This is a genomic window from Desulfatitalea tepidiphila (assembly GCF_001293685.1).
Taxonomy (GTDB): Bacteria; Desulfobacterota; Desulfobacteria; order Desulfobacterales; family Desulfosarcinaceae; genus Desulfatitalea; species Desulfatitalea tepidiphila.
This window is the reverse complement of the sequence record NZ_BCAG01000003.1, coordinates 51,914-71,558: the sequence shown is the minus strand read 5'-3', so window position 1 is coordinate 71,558 and position 19,645 is coordinate 51,914. Positions and strand designations below refer to the sequence as shown.

At 52.2% G+C, this 19,645-nt stretch carries 11 protein-coding genes; 4 read left to right on the top strand and 7 right to left on the bottom strand.

Annotated features, from left to right (window positions below; genetic code table 11):
- Window positions 1-23: 23 nt before the first annotated feature.
- Window positions 24-2,894 carry a hybrid sensor histidine kinase/response regulator gene (locus DFT_RS04980; protein WP_161807080.1) on the bottom strand — a complete coding sequence of 957 codons (2,871 nt, stop codon included), beginning with the start codon at window positions 2,892-2,894 and terminating at the stop codon, window positions 24-26.
- A 228-nt stretch (window positions 2,895-3,122) separates the two neighbouring features.
- On the opposite strand from DFT_RS04980, the gene DFT_RS04975 reads away from it, so the two are divergent.
- From DFT_RS04975 to DFT_RS04965, 3 genes are all read left to right on the top strand, one after another.
- Window positions 3,123-4,346 carry an HDOD domain-containing protein gene (locus tag DFT_RS04975; protein WP_054030150.1) on the top strand — a complete coding sequence of 408 codons (1,224 nt, stop codon included), beginning with the start codon at window positions 3,123-3,125 and terminating at the stop codon, window positions 4,344-4,346.
- A 170-nt stretch (window positions 4,347-4,516) separates the two neighbouring features.
- Complete coding sequence (locus tag DFT_RS04970) at window positions 4,517-5,674, top strand: two-component system sensor histidine kinase NtrB (RefSeq protein WP_161807079.1); 1,158 nt, start codon at window positions 4,517-4,519, stop codon at window positions 5,672-5,674.
- Window positions 5,675-6,194: 520 nt separating this feature from the next.
- On the top strand, window positions 6,195-6,803 hold the full coding sequence (locus tag DFT_RS04965) for an NUDIX hydrolase (RefSeq protein WP_054030148.1): 609 nt from the start codon (window positions 6,195-6,197) through the stop codon (window positions 6,801-6,803).
- 143 nt (window positions 6,804-6,946) lie between these two features.
- Here DFT_RS04965 and DFT_RS04960 read toward each other — a convergent pair whose 3' ends face one another.
- From DFT_RS04960 to DFT_RS04935, 6 genes are all read right to left on the bottom strand, one after another.
- Window positions 6,947-9,001, bottom strand: a complete 2,055-nt coding sequence (locus DFT_RS04960) for a M1 family metallopeptidase (protein WP_054030147.1) — start codon at window positions 8,999-9,001, stop codon at window positions 6,947-6,949.
- Window positions 9,002-9,120: 119 nt separating this feature from the next.
- Window positions 9,121-9,762, bottom strand: a complete 642-nt coding sequence (locus DFT_RS04955; RefSeq protein ID WP_152971864.1) for a histidine phosphatase family protein — start codon at window positions 9,760-9,762, stop codon at window positions 9,121-9,123.
- Window positions 9,763-9,787: 25 nt separating this feature from the next.
- Window positions 9,788-12,907 (bottom strand): efflux RND transporter permease subunit, encoded by a 3,120-nt coding sequence (locus tag DFT_RS04950; protein ID WP_054030146.1) that lies wholly within the window; start codon window positions 12,905-12,907, stop codon window positions 9,788-9,790.
- Window positions 12,904-14,004: an efflux RND transporter periplasmic adaptor subunit gene (locus DFT_RS04945; protein ID WP_152971863.1), complete on the bottom strand. Its 1,101-nt coding sequence runs from the start codon at window positions 14,002-14,004 to the stop codon at window positions 12,904-12,906. Before DFT_RS04945 ends, DFT_RS04950 begins: the two co-directional genes overlap by 4 nt.
- Window positions 14,001-15,434 carry an efflux transporter outer membrane subunit gene (locus DFT_RS04940; RefSeq protein ID WP_054030145.1) on the bottom strand — a complete coding sequence of 478 codons (1,434 nt, stop codon included), beginning with the start codon at window positions 15,432-15,434 and terminating at the stop codon, window positions 14,001-14,003. Before DFT_RS04940 ends, DFT_RS04945 begins: the two co-directional genes overlap by 4 nt.
- Window positions 15,435-15,893: 459 nt before the next feature.
- Window positions 15,894-17,528: an IS1634 family transposase gene (locus tag DFT_RS04935; RefSeq protein WP_054030144.1), complete on the bottom strand. Its 1,635-nt coding sequence runs from the start codon at window positions 17,526-17,528 to the stop codon at window positions 15,894-15,896.
- 591 nt (window positions 17,529-18,119) lie between these two features.
- Between DFT_RS04935 and DFT_RS04930 the strand changes: the two genes are divergently transcribed.
- The gene (locus tag DFT_RS04930) at window positions 18,120-19,634 is read left to right on the top strand and encodes a PKD domain-containing protein (protein ID WP_054030143.1); all 1,515 of its coding nucleotides are present in this window, start codon (window positions 18,120-18,122) and stop codon (window positions 19,632-19,634) included.
- The last annotated feature ends 11 nt before the right edge of the window (window positions 19,635-19,645 follow it).

Below are 19,645 nucleotides of genomic sequence, written 5' to 3'. Positions count from 1 at the left end.
TTATGGTTATTTGTGGACGGGCGCTAAGTGTCCTTAAACAAGCAGCTTCTGATCGCCGTCGACAGCTGATCCAAACTGAAGGGCTTCTGCAGAAAACCCTGACAGCCTTGATCCAGGACCGCCTGGATGTTTTCGTTCACGCTGTAGCCGCTGCACAACAAAACTTTTAAATCCGGCTTTAATTTTTTTAAGCGCGCGTAAAGTTCTCCACCACTCATACCGGGCATCACCATGTCGATGATAACCGCATCCAAGGCATTCAATTCGTGTGAATATTTATCCAAAACCTCCTCGCCGCTGGAAGCGCCTACTGCGACATATCCCAATCCGGAGAGAAGAGCGATGCTGGACTCCAAAATTATTTCTTCGTCATCCACGACCAAAATCGTACCTTGCCCCTTTTGGACCGAAGATGACACACGGCCATTCACCGCGGGGATTGCATCCACCGCAGGCAAATAGATGGTGAAGGTGCTGCCGACGCCCACTTGAGACACGAAATCGATAAAGCCATTGTGCGCTTTGACAATGCCGTAGCACGAGGCCAAACCAAGGCCGGTGCCTTTACTTTTTTTGGTAGTAAAAAAGGGTTCAAAAATAGTATCCATGTGCTCGGTCAAAATGCCGGATCCTGTGTCCGCGCAGCTCAACCTCACATAGTCGCCTGATGGAATATTATGAAACCGCCCTTTTATGGTTTCTGAGGTCGCATTGGCCGTCGAAATGGTGAATACGCCACCGTTCGGCATGGCATCGGTAGCATTCGCATAAAGATTCCACAATACCTGCTCGATCTGGCTCCGATCCGCCTCCACGGTACCCAAGTCGGAATCGAGCAACAGTTTGACAACGACATCCTTTTTGGTCGCCGCAAAGGTTTCCGAAATCTCTTGAACCATATCGTTCAGGTTGGTGGGTTTGATTTCATAGTTGCCCCCTCGTGCGTAACTGAGCAGTTGTCGGTTCATTTTGGCGGCGTTATCCACGATATGCTCAATTTTTGAAATTCGCTCCAAGACCTTTCCATGCCCCTGAACGGCCATTTTGATCAGGCTGATATTGCCCAGGATGCCGCCCAGCCAGTTGTTGAAATTGTGGGCGATGCCGCCAGCCAAAGTACCGATAGATTCCATCTTCTGCGCCCGCTGCAATTTATACTCGAGTTCCTTTCGTTCCATTTCGAGCTTTAAACGATCCCGTGCGTCGCGCAGAAAACCGCGATAGCCGGTCGGCTGACCGTTCTGGTCGACGATCAGGGAGATGGAGATATCTACAGGCAATACTTCTCCTTTGTCTGTGGCCAGATCGAGTTGAGCAAAACGGACCGGGTCCCTGGAATCCAGGATCTGTTTTAACAACCGCTCCAATTCGGCGATCGAACCAGGCCTGAAGAAGTGTTCGAACCCATTCGTTCCCAATTCCCCCGAAGCCAAACCGGCAAACTCCTCGAACGCTTTGTTGGCAAACAAGAGGCGTCTGTCCAGGTCGATTTCGAAATACCCCTCTTCAATGCTTTCCAGCGTTTGCCGGTATCGGTCTTCGCTCTGCTTCAGACGCTGAAAAGATCGCGCGTTATTGATACCGATGGCGATGTGCGAAGCAATCCCCTCGAGCAAATTGACATCGCTCTTTTTCAACGGCACTTTAGAATTCACATTGTCCACCGCAAGGATGCCGAGCGCCTTGTCTTTGTAAATGATCGGTATGCACAAGAGCGAGCGCACGCCGAAGGTCTCCAACAGATTCTTGCTCTTGGCCGATAATGAATCCGCCATTTCACTGGCATCGGAAATCGTCAAATTCTTTTTATCCAGAAATGACCTGACAAAAAACCCCTTGGAATCCGGTTTGTCCAAATGAAACGTTGTTTTTTCGAGATAGGTTTGCTCCTCCTCGGAATATCCATAGCCTGCCTTATAGAACAACCGAGTCTCCGCTTCATCGGCCAGCAGGATCAGCCCTCGATCGAAACCGAGCCGATGGCACATCAGGTCGGCGAGCTTGTGCATCAGATCGTCGACATTGAGAATTTCAGCCGTGGCTTGCCCGATCTCCTGAACCAGCAAAGAGTTATTGTAACTGGTATGCGCCATCTCGATGCGCTCTTCAGCAGCCTGGCGGCTGTGCTCCACGATTTTTTCAAGCTCTTTGATTTTGGTACGGGTATAGACGACCTCCAACGCAATATCTAGACAGAGGAAAAAAGTAGCGAGAAAGAAGAAAGAGCCGGTCGGCAAAACGATGTAAAAAGGTGCCAATAACATCAACGAGCCGATCAGTGCGTAGTTGCGCCACAATTTTATCTTGAGCGATTTCGGATCAACCCATGAGACAATATAGTGGCACGCCTCCGCGCCCCTATGAAAACAGGATGGATGTTCGATATGGCCATAGTCATTGGTGAACAACTTGGGCAGGGCCTCGATACTGCCCATGCGGTTTTCACACTGATAGGGCTTTTCATCGACATCGGTTTTGGGCGTGGAAACAATTTCGATTTTGCCGGGAGCCAACCTTTTCGCTTTGACGGTCGCCCCCTTTGTGAACAGAGGAAATATTTTCGCCATGGAGAGCAGGGCGGTCTCGGTATTCAAGAGCCCGACCACATAGTGTTGAAACGAGGCCATGCCGGCGGACGAGGCGCTGAATCGGCCCGCTTTGCGGGCGATATCCTCGTCACCCGATTTTTCGGCAATGATTTGATAGAATCGATCCGCTTGTTCCTGGGTGAACCAATGAGCGGTGTCCACCAACTCTTCTGGCGTGATACCGGCATAGTCAAGAAATTCCAGGCTGTTGAGATCGGGACGAGCCGTGCGCAAATAATCGATAAAACTTTGAAATATGCGACTATTATATAGCGGGCGGGAATTTTCCATTTTACGTGAAGCCAACACTCCAGATCCTGATAAGTTTATCATTCACGCCGGTCATATTCCGCATTGATCTTTTTCAACCCTACCTATCCTTATTAATCATGACAATAGCAAAAAAAACCACAGATGAATCTTTCTTTTCAAGTTTCATTCGACTGGACCGATAATGACACAATAGCAGGGAGTTGAATCGGTTCCCCTGGATACTGACATGGGGACCACCCTATATCGAAAACAGGCCCTTATATGGCGAACATCGCAGTCGATCAATTGGAACCGGGCATGGTATTGAGTGAGGATGTACTCGATATCAACACCCGCTTACTGCTGTCCAGGGGGCAAAAAATCGTCTCAAAACATATCCGTGTTCTCAAAATCTGGGGCGTGAACGAAGTCAACATTGTCGGCACCGTAAAACACAAAGCCTGTGAATTGCCGGTTGAGGACCCGGAAAAGCGACAACAGGCGCAACAAGCCGTCGACGCCGTATTCAAGCATCTGGACCTCAATCACAAGATCATCAGAGAAATCTATCAATCCTCCGTGGCCTATCGATTAGGGGGTGCTTACACCCCATCTCCAATGCCGATTCATCTGAAAATACCCGCCCAAGCGATGCCGGGCAGGCCAAAGGATATCGGTGGATTCATCCGGAAAATCGATGAAAAACTGCCGGAAGCGCCGGTTATCGTACAAGAACTCAACGATGTCATTGCAGACGAGCTTTCCACGTCGAATGATGTGGCCCGTGTCGTCAACAAAAGCCCCAGTTTGTCGGCTGTTCTTCTTAAACTTGTCAATTCCGCGTTCTATGGGTTCCCATCCAAAATAGACCGCATATCCAGAGCCGTAACGATCATCGGCACCAAACAAATTTCCGGGATTGCGTTAGGCATCTGTGTCATGAATGCGTTTAAAGATATTCCCCGGGAATTTTTGGATGTGCGGGACTTCACCCGCCACAGCCTGGCATGCGGCATCGTGGCCCGTATTCTGGCCGCCCTGAAAAACATAAAAGATACGGAACAGTTGTTCGTGTCCGGGTTGTTGCACGACATTGGCAAATTGATCGTATTCAAATACTACCCAGACCATGCCCGTGAAGCGATCCATTCGGCTCGATCATCAGATCGCTGTCTTTACCAGGCTGAAAGGGAAATCCTCGGACTGAACCATACACAGATCGGCCGCCATCTGATCAGAAAATGGCGGTTGCCGGACGAGCTGGAGGCCAACATCGTCCACCACCATACGCCGTCCAAATCACCGGATCCAACCAAGGCCGGCATTATCCAGTTGGCCGATCTCCTGGTTCATGGAACAGGTATCGGCAACAGCGGAGAGCTGACGATCCCCTGTTTCGACTATTCCGTGCTCGATGGGATCGGAATTTCGGCCTGCGCCATACCTGCGTTGATCCGCCAGGCCACCCTTCAACTCGCTCCCCTCAAGACGGTTTTCGAAGGCTGAGAGCGATGCTGGACGCGACACATATCCATGAGAACCAGATCAGACATGCAAATGGGGATGAAAGAAGCCGCCAGTTCATCCATCATGCCATTGAACTGGCGCTGTCCCTGGGAGATTTTCAAAAGGAAGTCAGCGGCCAGTGCTCGGCCCAGGTGGTGGTGGAAATAGCGTTGGAGCGGATCGAACGGCTGATCGAATTCGAAACCCGTGCCCTCTATCTGGTTGACGAGGAAACCTCTGACCTCAGATTGGCGTCCTGCTCGCCCATCGATACAAAAAATAGCAGTGAAGCCGAATTAAGTTACCTGATCGAAAATGGCAGCGTGGCCTGGGCGATCCGCGAACGGCGAGGCATCACACTGTTTTCAAACCACAGCAACCGACAGCTTTTTCTGCACGTTCTGTCCACCTGCTCCCGAATCAGAGGGTTGTTCGTCGGCGTATTTCCGGAAAAGGATGGACAGCTGCCGGACACCTCCCTCGAAATGTTGTCGATCATCCTTCGCAATGCCGCCAATTCCATTGAGAGCTTAGAATACTCCAGCATGCTGACACGGCAGAAACGCGAACTGGAAGCGATGATCGAGGAAAAAACCCAGCGCCTGGTCATGTATGAAAAACAAATCCTGCAAACTCAAAACATGGAGGCAATCGCCAAACTGGCCGGCGGTATTGCCCACCAGTTCAACAATGCCTTGACTTCATTGATCGGCTACATTGATCTGGCATCTATGAGCATCGATAAAGAATCCAAAATCGCAGGTTACATCGAACGCATTCATCCGGTGGCCGAACGCATGCGCTATTTAACCAACAATCTCCTGGCGTATGCTCAGGGTGGCAAATCAATGACCCGCATCGTAACGCTCAAGGAGCTTATTCAAGATGCTCAGCCCGCGATTCAACGGATGCTGAAACCAGCGGTCACATTTTCACTCGAATTGGCGGACGAATCGATTTCGGTTCGAGTGGATACCATCCAACTGCGCATGGTCATTCTGGCTGTGGTTGAAAATGCCGTCGAGGCCATTTCCGCAACGGGCATCATAACCGCTCGCGGCTTCATCGTGGACGGCAGCCGAATCGACGATGGCGACCGCTGCGGCTCTTTTCTGTGCCTTGAAATTGAAGACAATGGGCGAGGCATGGACGAAGAAACGAAACGCCGTATCTTCGAACCCTTCTTTTCCACAAAATTTGAAGGGCGCGGTCTCAGCATGGCGGCAGTCTTCGGCATCATCAAAAACCACAATGGGTGGATCAACGTAGACTCTAAACCAGGAACAGGCACCCGCGTGGCGATCTACCTCCCGCTTGCGGCCAATTGATGATTCCGTGAAAAGTACCAGCACCTCTTTTTGGCTGTCAATAAATGCACTTGAAAACATTGCCATATGATCATCTTGCGGTCATGGTGGGGTCATCTTGACTTGCTATAGTCTCGTTGAAGCTGATCAAGAAAGCCAAACCGTTCTGCTTCCTCCTACCTACCGGGGCAGGATCCAGACCATGGGTCCTGCCCCCCCCTTTTCCGGAAAAAAGCGTCTGCCGCTTTCAATGCGCGTGATACGATCAAAAACCTTTCAAACCGCTTAGGCATGCGATGGTGAAGACCGGAAATCAAGTGCTGGTAGATTTAATGCTTTTTGTGCTAGGTAGTGTCCGTCCACAAATAGGCAAATTGGGTCGAGATCAAGGCGCGCGAAAAATTTAACCGCAGGCATATGGTCGATATTCCGAGGATTAAATTTTTCGCGCAACGCCGATATCGGGACAATTGGTCATTTGTGGATGGGCACTAGGTCAGGTTCATGTTTCAGATTGTGAAAAAAATCAGGTCTCCGTTCAATGGCACAGGAACACAATGACATTTTCGAGCTAATCGCCAAAGCCCTCTCTCATCGAAACATCAAAACCATGCCCGGGATCAGGACCATATCTACACCTGCGGCCGTATTGGTGCCAATTTTTCTAAAAAATGGCGAGCTCACGGTGCTTTTTACAAAAAGAGCGTCACATGTCAGGTATCACGGCGGTCATGTGTCGTTTCCCGGCGGTGTTGTCGATGGGGCAGACCCCAGTCCTGAGTATACGGCTCTGAGGGAGTCGTGGGAAGAAATCGGTCTTCAACCGAAGGATGTGATTGTGCTCGGACCTCTTGATGAATCCATGACCTACGCCCCGCCGTTTATCATTCATCCTTTTGTTGGGACCATACCCTATCCATACCGATTCAAAATCAATTCGGACGAGGTGGAAAAAATCATCGAAGTCCCACTTGCGTCATTTTTATCGAGCGATGCATCCATCGGTTCGGATTACGGAGCCTTGTGTGAGGAACACTATTTCCCGGAATTTAACGTTGGGGGAGAGCTGATTTGGGGGACAACCGCCAGTATCGTAGCCAATTTTGCAGGAATCTTGAAAAGAGGGTCCGTCCTTGAGATCATGTCCTGACAATCGATCTAATAGCCGATATCATCCAGAATTGGCGGTTGACCTGTCATACTGTGGCTGCCGGATTAATGCCACGAAGATAATTTTGTATCGAACCCTGGGCGGAGGTTTTAACAAGGGCGATGATGGCGTGGCTGCCATTCTCATGAGTTGTCTCCCAGATCAACGACAAGGGGCGACCCGGACGCCTCGCCGACGCCCTTGCCGGTATTGACGCCGTTTTTGAAGGACAGCCGCCCATATCGGCCGTAGTGGGTAATTTTGCGGGCCGTGCGCACCACCGTTTCGACCTCGGTGCCTGCAACGGGAAGGAACACGGCCACCAGTCTCTGATTCCTTTTGAAGACCGCAAACAGCGTGTCGGCATTGCGGCTGGAGATGTCCTCTCCCACCCGGAAAGCCCCGGCCGAAAGCTCCGCTGCATCCCCCAACTCCGACAACAGGTTGCGACCCTTTTCCCGTTTGGGCATGCCAAAGAAGAGTACGTCCTTTCCGGCGGAATCCTCGGCAGCGAATCTGCTTTCACTCCAGACGGGTGTGCCACCTTGGTTGAGGCCCATTAGAAGTCCGCGGAAAATCTCCGCCCAGGGTTCGGGGCTATCTTCTGCGAGCACGGCGGCGAGCGTGTTGGAGCCCTTTACCGCGTCGACGGTTGCCGGGATTTCCTCGGGGTAGAGAAGGCGAAAAACATCGAAATCGGGGTCGGCGGCTACGGTTCGAGGCGCTTCCTCCATTCGGATGCTGAATGTCGCCTTAGCATCATCCAAGGCAACACTCTCTCTGCGGCTGATCGTGCCACCGACCACCTCCACCGGCACGCGGACGTTGAAGCGGGGCGATTTTTGAATGAGCAATCCCTCCACCTGCGGACGGCCTGCAGCGGAAACCACCCGGGTGCTGTCAATGGCCAATTGCAGGGCACCCGGGCGGGTGATCCACTGTTTGTAAAAAAAGCGCACCTCATCGCGACCCAATCCACCGTGCTCGGCAAAAGCATCCATAAAATGGACCCAGCTGGTTTTTTTGTACAGCCGCTCGGCATAAATGTCGCGCAAAGCAGCCCAGAAAGCCGTGTCGCCGATACGCAGGCGCATCATATGAAACACGAACATGGCCTTTCCGTAGCCGACGGCCTGGCTGGCAGGGTTGTAGCGGCTCCGGAAGGTCGACAGGGGAAAGTCCTGCGCACCTGCGGCGAGAAGGGCGTACTTTTCAAGCGTGCGCAGGCGATAGGCCCGGGCCTGCTCGAAGGAATGCTCCTCCTCGGAAAGGTAATCGGCCACGTAAGTGGTCAACCCCTCGGACCAATTGCCCCCGGTCGCATCCACCAACACACCGTTGCCCCACCAGCAGTGAGCCACCTCGTGTCTGAGGCTGGTGTCGGGAATGAAAGGCAGTCTTAACACGCGACTGCCCAGCAGCGTATACGATGGAAAACCGTATCCGGTGGGAAAGAAATTTTCCACCACAGCGAATTTGGCGAATGGATAGGGCCCGTGAAGCGCTTCATAGCGGACGATGTGACGCTGCACAGCATCCAGATAGCGGGTTGAAAGCCCGGCATTGGCCGGAAAGAAGTAGGTGGCGATACGCACCTTGTCATGCATGCGTTCGTTGACGACGTAGCGCCCTGCAAACATGGCCAGCGGCCCCGATGGGCGAGCCACCGACCAAATTGAAAGGCTCCTGTCGGGGTCGTCGGCGTGGGTTTCGAGCCTGCCTTCCATCACCGCGTAGACGCCCCTCGGCGCGGTCACCGAAACACGAAAGGTCTCGGGGATATCTTCCACGATCATTGGGTACCAGCCGCTGCCAGCCAGAAAGAAGGCTGCATCCTGGGTGATGGTACCCAGAACACCCTGGCCAGGGTTGTCCATGGAAAATGGCTCGGCCTCGAAGGAATCGTCGAAGACACCCTCGTAGCGCAGGACCACGGTGTTCGAAGACGGATGTGCGGTCTCGAGATTCAGATCCAGCACACCCTCTTTTTGCGTGTACGCGGCGCCTCCCACGCCAAGGATGCGCACACCAGGGCGAAAGGCCACCCGCAGGCGCGACGCGCCCTTGGGAAGACGGATGGTGTCCGTGCCGCGCAGGGTTTTGGCATCGTGCAGGATTTCCACCTCAAGCTCGTGGTGGAGGGTCTGCTGCGCTGAGGAATCGAGGGCCGCCGCGAAAAGAATCCACAGTCCTGCCATGGCAGCGACGAAAATCGGGCGCAGGCCGCGTAACGCATGAGGTTGTCTAAAGTCTGCCTCTCCACAGGCGGCGCCAAATGTGAAGTGGGTCAAAGAGTCCATTTCATGCAATACTCGCTTTAATTTTCAAAAGTTAACTTGCCAACCACTCTATAGGGCGCATCTTCCTTTAGTTCCAACAGTACGCCCATGCCTGAGGAAACGCTCTCGCCCGTCATGGCGGCAATGGTTACAAAATGGGTCACGAATACAATTAATTCGCCATCCGTGGGCTGCCGGGAAATGAAATCTTTCAAAGTTTCGATGTTCGGCTCACGGTCTTGAATGCGCTCATAGAACGAATTTAAAGCGGGTAACTGATTTACAGGGCCCAAGTGCATTAACTTGGCCGTTTCGAGGCACCGGCACCATTGGCTGGAGTAAACACGTGCTGAATATGGTCCTTTATGGCGAAGCCAATTACCGATGCTTCGTGCTTGAGCGCGACCCGTTTCATCAAGGTTACGCTGCGTGGAACAGTCGCCAATCGTAAAATGATCTGGATCTCCATTTCCAGGCGCAAACGCATGACGGACCATTAAAATATGGCCACCGGCGCTTAGCCGTGCGATCATTTCGTTATTTTCTGCTGAGCAGTTGGAGGCCGACAGAATGATTGATCCTGCCAACATGATTAAACTTATACAAACTGACCGCATATAAAATGTCACCTTTTTTTCTTTATGTCTCCTGTCATTTTTTAACAGGCTGTTGAAAACCATAGCGATGATTTCGTTTTTTTCACAGTTACTGGGTCGGTCCTGCTTTCAGACCAGCCCGCTCTTGCTCGAGCCGTCGCGCGACCTGCCCGGGAGGATGTGTCCTCCGGGAGAGCAGACTGTAGGCGATCGGTACGACAAACAGGGTGAACAGGGTCGCCGACAACACCCCGGCCAGAACGACGACGCCGATCACCATGCGGGTTTCCGACCCGGCACCCGTGGAAAGAATCAGGGGGATCGCACCCGTGGCCGTAGTGATGCCCGTCATCACGATTGGGCGCAGGCGAACTTCGGATGCTTTCAGGATCGCGTAATTAAACGATTTGCGCCGCTCCCGAAGCTGGTTGGCGAACTCGACGATAAGAATGCCGTTTTTCGCGGCCAAGCCGATCAGCATGACCAAGCCGATTTTACTGTAAAGATTCAAGGTGCTTCCGGTCAAATACAGCCCCATCAAGCCGCCTGCAATCGCCAGCGGCACCGTAAGCATGATCACAAGCGGATTGAGATAGCTTTCAAACTGGGCAGCCAGGACAAGAAACACCACCAGGATTCCCAACAGGAAAACGAATAATATGGACTGCGTTGCGTTCTTGTAGTCCCGGGATTGCCCCTTGTAATCAATGATCGCGTTTTCAGGCAGGTGGTCCTTGACCAATCCTTCCATATAGGCCAGCGCATCGCCCAAGGCCAAACCGTCTGCAAGGTTGGCCTCGATGGTGACGGCCCTGACGCGGTTGTAACGATTCAGGGTGGTTGAATCGGCGAATTCCTCTATCGTGACCAAATTAGACAGCGGAATCAGCGCGTCACTGCGCGATGAACGTACATAAATGTTCTGCAGATCATTTGGCGTGCGTTGACGCTCGCGTTCGCCTTCCAGGATCACGTCATACTCTTCACCGGCGTCAAGATAGGTAGTCACGCGCCGGGAGCCCAGCATCGTTTCCAGGGTGCGGCCGACAGCCCCGATGGTCACCCCCAACTCGGCTGCGCGATCATAGTCGATGTTCACCTGCAGTTGGGGCTTGGTTTCCTTGTAATCCCAGTCGATCTCGATCAGCCCCGGATTGTCGACGTCAATCTGCGCCAGCAGCGTATCTCGCCATTGGGCCAATTCCGAATATGTGCCGCCGCCGATGACGAACTGCAGCGGCTTTTGAATGGATGCACCAAAGCCCTGGCGCATGACGGGGAAGGCGCGCACCCCCGGCATGTCGAACAGTCTGGCACGCACCTCATCCATGATGGCCCAGGCTGATCGTCGCTGGTTCCAGTCGTTGAGAACCATAATCACGATCCCGGTATTGAAGTTCTCATAATTCGAAAACGTGCGCGGGGCTCGAACCAGCAGCCGGGTGGCCTCTTTGCTTTCGACGAAGGACATCAGCCGCCGCTCGATTTCGTTCATGTATTCCTCCATATAGGTGTAGGAAGCACCTTCGGGCCCGTTGACGATCACAAAAAATGCGCCGCGGTCTTCCCTGGGGGCGAATTCCGTGGGAATCTGCCCTGCCAGCCACGCCGTTGCCAAGATGAGTGCCGCAAAAAGGCCCACCACCAGCAGGGGGCGCCTCATGGTGCGGCTGAGCAAACGGCGATAGTGGTGCCGGATGGATCCGAAAAAGCGGTCCATACGGGTGCGGGGAGCACGGCGACTGGTTTTGCGTTTCAGGATTTTGGATGCCAGCATGGGCGAGAGGCTCAGGGCCACGACGCTGGAAAAGCAAACCGCCGCCGCCATGGTGATGGCAAACTCTGAAAACAAACGGCCCACATCTCCCTGTAGAAAAGCAATAGGCACAAACACCGCGATCAACACCAAGGAGGTTGCGATAACCGCGAAACCCACCTGCCGTGCGCCACGATACGCCGCCACCAGGGGGGATTCGCCTTTTTCAGCCATGCGCCGGTAGATATTCTCCAACACCACGATGGCATCGTCCACCACCAATCCGATGGCCAGGACCAGTGCAAGCAGCGTCAGCAAATTTACCGAGAACCCCAAAATGTTTAAAACGATAAAACTTGCAATAATGGAAACCGGAACGGTTACCGCCGGAACGAGCGTGGCCCTAATGCTGCCCAAAAAGAAATAGATCACCAGGATGACCAGGCCGATGGCAATCAGCAGGGTTTTATAGACCTCTTTGACGGCTCCTTCGACAAAAACCGATGTGTCGTAGCTCTGCTTGATTTCCATCCCGTCGGGCAAGGTAAGGTTGAGGCGACGCATTTCCGCCTTGGCACCGCGGGCCACATCGATCGTATTGGCAGTCGATTGTTTGATTATGCCCATGCCGACCATGGCCACACCATTGCCCCGAAAGAACGTCCGGTCCTCTTCAGTGCCGCGCTCGACGCGGGCAATGTCACCCAATCGAACCAAGTGGCCGTCGTCACCGCGGGCCAGAACCAGGCGGCTGAAATCCTGCGCCGTTCGAAATGCACGTTTGACCCGCACCGTAAAGCTGCGCGTCTCGGATTCGATACTTCCGGCCGGCAGCTCCAGATTTTCTGCCCGCAGGGCGGTTTCGACGTCGCTGACCACAAGCCCCCGCGCCGCCATGGCATTGCGGTCGATCCAAATCCGCATGGCATAGTTTTGGCCACCACCGATTCTCACCCTCGCGACACCATCCAAGACCGAAAACCGATCGACAAGATATCGATCGGCATAATCGGTCAAGGCCGGCACGGTCATGCGATCGCTGACCAGATTCAACCACATGATCACATCGTTGTTGGCATCGACTTTCTGGATCTCCGGCGGATCGGCTTCGTCCGGCAAATCGCCTAAGATCGCCGAGACCCGATCCCGGACATCACTGACCGCTCCGTCGACATCCCGCCCGGTATCGAATTCGATCGTCACCGTGGAAAGTCCGTCTTCACTGGTCGAGGCGATAAAATCAATGCCTTCGATGCCGGCAATACGCTCCTCGATCAGTTCGGTAATGCGTGTCTCCACCACATTGGCGGAGGCACCGGGATAGAGCGTCTCGATAGTCACCACGGGAGGGTCGATGTCCGGGTATTCCCGCAGAGGAAGTCGGCCGAACGAAACCAGGCCGAAGGCAATCAACAATAAGGAGATGACGGCAGCGAATACAGGCCGCTGGACGGAAATGTCAGAAAGGATCATTGGCTTTGCCCCTTCCGTTCCCGGTTCAACAGTTGGGCCAAAGGCTCGCCACCGCCGTCCACGGCAGTAATGGTCACAGGCTGTCCCGGTCGAGCGCGCAGCGTACCATCAACGACCACGAATTCTCCGGCTTCAAGTCCCTCGACGATCTCCACTTCGCCCGGCCGGCGGTTGCCGATGGTCACTTGGCGACGGTAGACAACAGTGCTGTCGCCGGATTGATGCACGACCAACACGTGGTTGACGCGCCCGGACGGAATCAGCGCTTCTTCGGGAATCACCAGAGCGTCCCGCGGATTTTTCAGCAACGTGACGTGCATCAGCAACCCCGGTTTCAGTAGACGCTCCGGGTTGGGCAGAATCGCTCTGACGACGATGGCACGGGTAACCGGATCGATGCGGCTGTCGATGCTGGAAACATTGCCCTCGAATTGGAGTTTGCCGAAGGCTGGGGATGTGGCAACAATGGGCAAGCCGGTTTTAAGGCTCGCCAGAAAAATTGACGGCACCGTAAAATCGAGCTTCATGACACTGTCGTCGTCCAGGGTCGTAATCACGTCACCCGGTTCGATAAGCGCGCCCACACTGACATTGCGCAGACCGACAACCCCGGCAAACGGTGCGAGGATCAGACGATCCCGCAACTTGGATTCGATGGCCCGGAGCCGCGCTTTAGCGGTCTCGTATTCCCGGCGACGCTGATCGAGCAATGATGCGGATGCCGCCCCGCGCTCGATCAGGGGACGCAGCCGTTCATATTGCTTTTTTGCTTCGGCCAGCGTCGATCGTTCTTCTTCGATCAGGGCATGCTCCTCTTCATTGGTCATCTCGACCAGAATACTACCGGCGGTCACCCGCTGACCGTCTTCAAAGTGTACGGCGGTCACTGTTTCGGAAACCGTCGCGGTCAATACCACGGTTTCGTTGGCACGCAGCGTTCCAAGCGCTTCCACGCGGTCGACAAAGCGATCGATCACGACCGCCTTGACGATCACGGGCACGGCCTGCTGAGCACTTGTCTGTGCGACCACAAAAAAAGCTGGTATTACCGCCAAGGCCACCCACACCATAATTTTTGAATTTATTTTGATGTTCATTGAATCTGATCTCCATTTCCGGGGACTTTCAGCTGCCCACCCAGCGCACGTTGGAGCTGAATATGAAAAGCCAGCAACTCCCGCTGTTGTGTAACGATGGTGCGCTCGATCCGCTGCAACTCTTTGAGTGCATCCAGGACCGGCAAAAAATCTGTCAGGCCATTGGTATATCGATCTCTGGTCTCTTCGACGGTGCGTTCCAGAAAACGACGACGACGCTCCAGGCGATCCAGAAACTCGCGCTGTTTGCGTTCCTTGTAAAGCGCGTTTTCAACATCTTCGATCGCCTGCAAATACGCCTGGGAAAATACCGCCAGCCGCTCGACATACAGCGCCCGGCTGCGTTCGACTTCGGCCTTGCGGGCCCCCCAATCCAAAAGGGGTTGTATGATCGATCCCAATAGTATGCCTGCGGGTCCGGTGAAGTCCGATCCGGAGCCGTAAAAGACGGATCCGTCAAGCGTGATCCGCGGCAGTCGGTCGGCAATGGCCTGCCCAATTTCAGCATCAGCGGCGATCAGCTCATTTTTCAAGGCCCTCAAGTCCGGGCGGTTGAGCAAGAGATCGGAGGGGACACCGATAAACGGCAGGTCTTCAATTGAAACGAACCGATCGTTGTCGTCTACCCGATCCACGGCATCCGGTGCCTGTCCCATCAACACATCCAAGCGGTTTTCCGCAACGCGCAGCAATGCTTCGGTGGGGGGCACCAGGCTTTCCGTCTCGGCCAGAACGCTGCTTTGCTGCAGCACGTCCACCGATGCCGTCAGGCCCGCTTCAAAACGAATCTCGGTGAGTTCCAGCAACTCCCGGTCAACCTCAATCTGCTCTTTTAATAGAAGAAGTTGGGTGCGTTGTCCGACAGCATCAACATAAGCAGCGGTTACTTCGGCGGACAGACTGAGACGTATTGTCTCAAGGTCTTCAGCACGTGCTGCGCGTTCACTTTGACGTGCCATTTCTGCGGACCCCAACCGATTGAATACATCCACTTCCCAGGCCAGCGCGCCGCCGATTCGATCCAAGCGATTGCGTGTTTCACCATCTGCCCAATCCCTCAGCATGCTGGCCTCGAAGTCCACCTGAGGCAGGCGTGATGCCCTGGCCTGGCGGGTGAGTGCATCGGCCTGATCGAGTCTGGCCAAGCCCCGCATGACATCGAAATTGCGATTCAGTGCTTCATCGATGAGTTCATCGAGCTTGGCATCCTTGAACGATGCCCACCAATTTTGATTGTCTGGTTTTGAAGATGGCGATGGAATGCTATAAGCGGCGCCTCCGGTCTGCAAGGGTTCTGGTAAGGTGTTTATTGTATGGGATCTACAGCCGGAGAACAGGAAGCTGGCAACGAGGATCAATGCAGCCATTCGATGCTTTCCACAGTTTTTCACGCTGCGGCCTGTTTCAACCTGTCTGTTGAAGATTTTCATGTCAACTCCATCTGGTTGCCTTGCCGCTTAACCATCAGGCCATGGCATAAGTCGTAAAATGCCACACACAAAGAATAGAGAAGTCAAAATTTACCCTGCCCAGAACTAAGTTGAAGATACGGTCTTGTTGGCAGTACATCAGAGTAAACAATACGATAAGTAAAGAGCAACGCAATACGCGCGGACACAGTTACACTGCCAGATCGTCGTTTCTATTGACCCTGTCGCGACCCTTTCGTTCGAAACAAAACACTCAACCACTTAGTGCCTTGCTCGGTTCACTATATAATGGATAGAAGCTAAGCTACTGCTGGTTCTTGGCAATATGAGACTTTTGGACGGTTGAAGGTAGGTCAAACCTACCCCCGGGTTCGACAGTCATAGTTACACGAAAACGGGAAAACGGCAAAATATCAGTCAGATACAGACCGAATGAAATTCAGCGTAGTGCCTATGAAATTATGAGGCCAAATCGACTTTCAGGACCCGTTTGGGAGGTTTTATTTTAAGCTTATTCAATATGTTGCGTTGATTGGCGGTCAGTTCGGTGTGCTGTAGAATACGCCCATTATTGTCAAAAAATTCGATTAAATTTAGCTGCTGCATTTGCCTACGGATCCTGGGCCAGGTCTGCTCGGTTTCCACTTCGGCGATGCGGATCAGCAAAAGCGCCAGCCAGCAGATAAGAACATGGGAACGGATGCGATCGTCTTTGGAGTGATATACCGGCCTCAGGCACAAGGTGCTTTTCAGTGTTCTAAAAGCCTGTTCAACTTCCAGCAGCTGTTTGTAGCCCAAGGCGATATCTTCGGCTGACAAATGCTGATCGCTTGTGGACAGCAGATACTTGCCGTCAAGCTTTTCGTCTTGGGCAACTTTGGCTTTATCGATTTTGAGCTTGCCGCTTTTTAGCTCTTTGACATAACGGCCCATGGAGCGGTGCAGCATCAACTTGCATTGAGCCTTGGTTTTATTCTTGCGATTGAGAACTTCCAGCTCACAAGACAAGCGTTCGAGGATCTGCTCTCGATTGATGCGGTCAAGCTCTGCCTGCTGCGGATTGTAGGCAATCACATAGCGGCGCCGGCCGGTGCCTTCACCGGCAAAGACTTCTTTGATGTGAAGATTGTCGGAAACGACTTTAAAGCGTCCCGGTGTGGCCAGCGCCGCTTCATTGAGATGATTGCCGCTGAGCTTTTCACCCAGTATGTACTGGCCGCAGCCACGCTGCAGAATGCGCTGATTTTCCTCGCTGCTCATGCCGCGGTCCATCACCCAGACTACCCGGCCCAGGTTCCAGCTGTTCAGGTCTTTTTGTACCTGATCGACGCATTGGCTGTCGTGCTGATTGCCCGGCAGCACCCAGCAGCGCACTGGAATGCCCTCGCGGGTGACCGCAAGACCGATGGTTACCTGGGGCAGATCATCGCGCCTTTGCTTGGATTTGCCGTAGGCCTTCAAATCCGAAGGCCCCGGCTCATCGATCTCGAAATAGGTGTTGGTGGTATCGAAAAAAATCAGATCGACGGTCAGGTTGAGCAGATTGGCCGTGGACCAAAATACTTCTTTTTGTATGGCTTCGCCGTGCTCGAGCAAAAAATCCATGGCACGGTAAAAGTGCTGGACCTGCAGCGCTGGATGGTCGCCAAGATATACCTGTTCGGCCGCCCACTGTTCGATGGCCAGCTTTGATGACGGCGCAAGCGCCCGGTTGGCCACCATAGCAAACAGGGCATCGGCCACCGGAGCGGTAAAGGATCGCTGATCCAGGGCCTTTTTCAAGCAATCGTCGATATTGAGCCTTTGCCACAGGCCCTTCAATAGATGGGCACCACCGGCAGGCCGGCTGCTGATGAATTTTAGATCGCTGCTTTGACGTTCGAGACGGATGGCATCTTGCGGGTCGAGAAAGCGGCTGGCGCTTTTTATCAGGCGCTTTAAAGCCTCAACGTCAAGTTGGTCGCTGCGGCCGAAGGAGTGAATGACTTGCGCTTGGGCAAAGCCCTTATCCTTGTTCCAGACGTTGTTGGCCAGCTGGACATATTCTACGACCGAGCCGTCTTTGTTTTTGCGCTTTATGGTTCGCAGATACATGCCTATTCTAAAAGCATGTAATTACAGTTAAGTCAAGCTTAATATGAATTTTCGTGTGCCTATGCATTCTGAGTTCAAACTGGAACCCGAACATGAAAAAACAGGCAGTTATTGAATTTTAGAAGCAATTTTATGCCTATGACTGTCGAACCCGGGCTACCAACATGGCAAAAATATCTAAGGCAAACAGATGACGCCATTTTGAGGTGTCGATATTTCGTTTTCTATTGAAATATATATTTCTAATTGGTTAGCAAATTCAATCTTGCGCATGGATGTACCTTCTTTTATGCTGTTTTTGATGCTTATGGCTTCAAAATGGTAGCAAGTCAAATCGCTATAACATATTGAAATAATACAATTGCACATAGAACCAAAAATGGTCATAGCGAAATATGCGGACTTTTTGAAACCGGTATTCATTTTGCCCGCGCTGGATCTCGGCTTCCGCCAGGATGACGGAAAATGAAAATTTCCGACTTTTTTCAAACCTGCCAACTTCGGCCCTCTTGAGTTCAGGAGCCTATTAACCGGATGGATTATAAAAAATGAAAGCCGCAGAATGAATCACCACTGAAAGTAGTTGATAAAATGGCGAATTTTAAAAATACTAAACCGTCACGGCTTTTTTTGTCGATTATCTTTTTCTACCTGGTATTGAACATATTGGTCAACTTACAGGATTCTATAGCAAATTCTTGCCCACCAGGTTCTTCCTTTAACCCCTATACCGAAAAGTGCCACGAAATAAAAAATAGAATCAATGAAATCAACCAACTCTTGATGTCTTACAAAGCAAGGGGGGGGAGATCATTGATCGAGGAGGATCTACCAATACCCGGAGGTACAGGGACCGGTATTACCTATAACAATGGCAGTCTTCAAGCATTGGATCATGCGGAGCTGCACACAAAAATGTTCGTCTATCCTGATGGAATAAACCCAGCAGGTTCTATGAATTGGTTATATACAACCGCAACAAATCACACGGACGACAGCATAGAAGTCGTCGGAATGTATGCATCCTGGCATGAAGTGGGACATCTTGGAATTTTCGATTGGTCTTGTACATCTGATTTTCCTTGTCCAGATGGGAGCCCTACTCCGAAATGGCAATGGACCGTACCTTTCGAGGAATTCGAATGCAATATCGGCCCAATTATCGACAAGGGAGGGCATTATCAAAAAATTATTCAATATGCGAACAACACCATTAAGCTCGACGGCGGAGATCCGCCCTTATGGCGGCACGAAGTTTTGCTCTGGAATTTTTGCAATGAGAACTGGGACCTTATTTACGAGCACGAGTCCCGTTTGAATAAGCTCGATTGCAGTCTGCAAGAAAACACATGTGCTTTTTGGGGACCCATTTTTGAAACATTCGGGGATGAGCCTTACCCTGAAATCGATGAACTCGGCTTTGAAGACAGCTTGCTATTTCATGATGCCGTCTGGAGTGAACTTACGCCGGACGAAACATCTTTCAGAGATCCAATTTCACCCTGGGTTCTTTTTCATTTGGATCCTAATCGCGGATATGGCGTTGGGAACCGTGTTTATTTTCCTTACATATCATCGGATTTTTCTGCTATCCCCACAATTGGAAATATTCCTTTGACTGTAAATTTTACAAATGAATCTTCAGGGGATATCACGGATTGGCATTGGGATTTCGGAGACGGCAACACAAGTTCTGAGGAAAATCCACAACATATCTATGCCATACCGGGAATGTTCGACGTTTCTCTGACTGTTTCAGGTATTGCAGGAACGGATAGTAAAACCAAAGAAGCATACATTACTGCTGAAACTATCTTTTACCGAGATGCTGATGGCGATGGCTTTGGGAATAACGACGATTCGATGTCGTCTTGTACGGTGCCGACTGGCTATGTTTTAGACAATACGGATTGCAATGACGAAAACCCAATGATCTACCCAGGCGCTGCGGAAATTGATAATGACATCGACGACGACTGCGATGGCGAAGTTGACGAAGGTTTCCCAGTTGAACCTATAGAGCCTCCGGATGAAGATAAGAGTGATAACGGCGGCGGCAGTGGCGGTGGTGGTTGCTTCATTACAGAATTAAAAACTAAAGAATAGTCTACCGTACA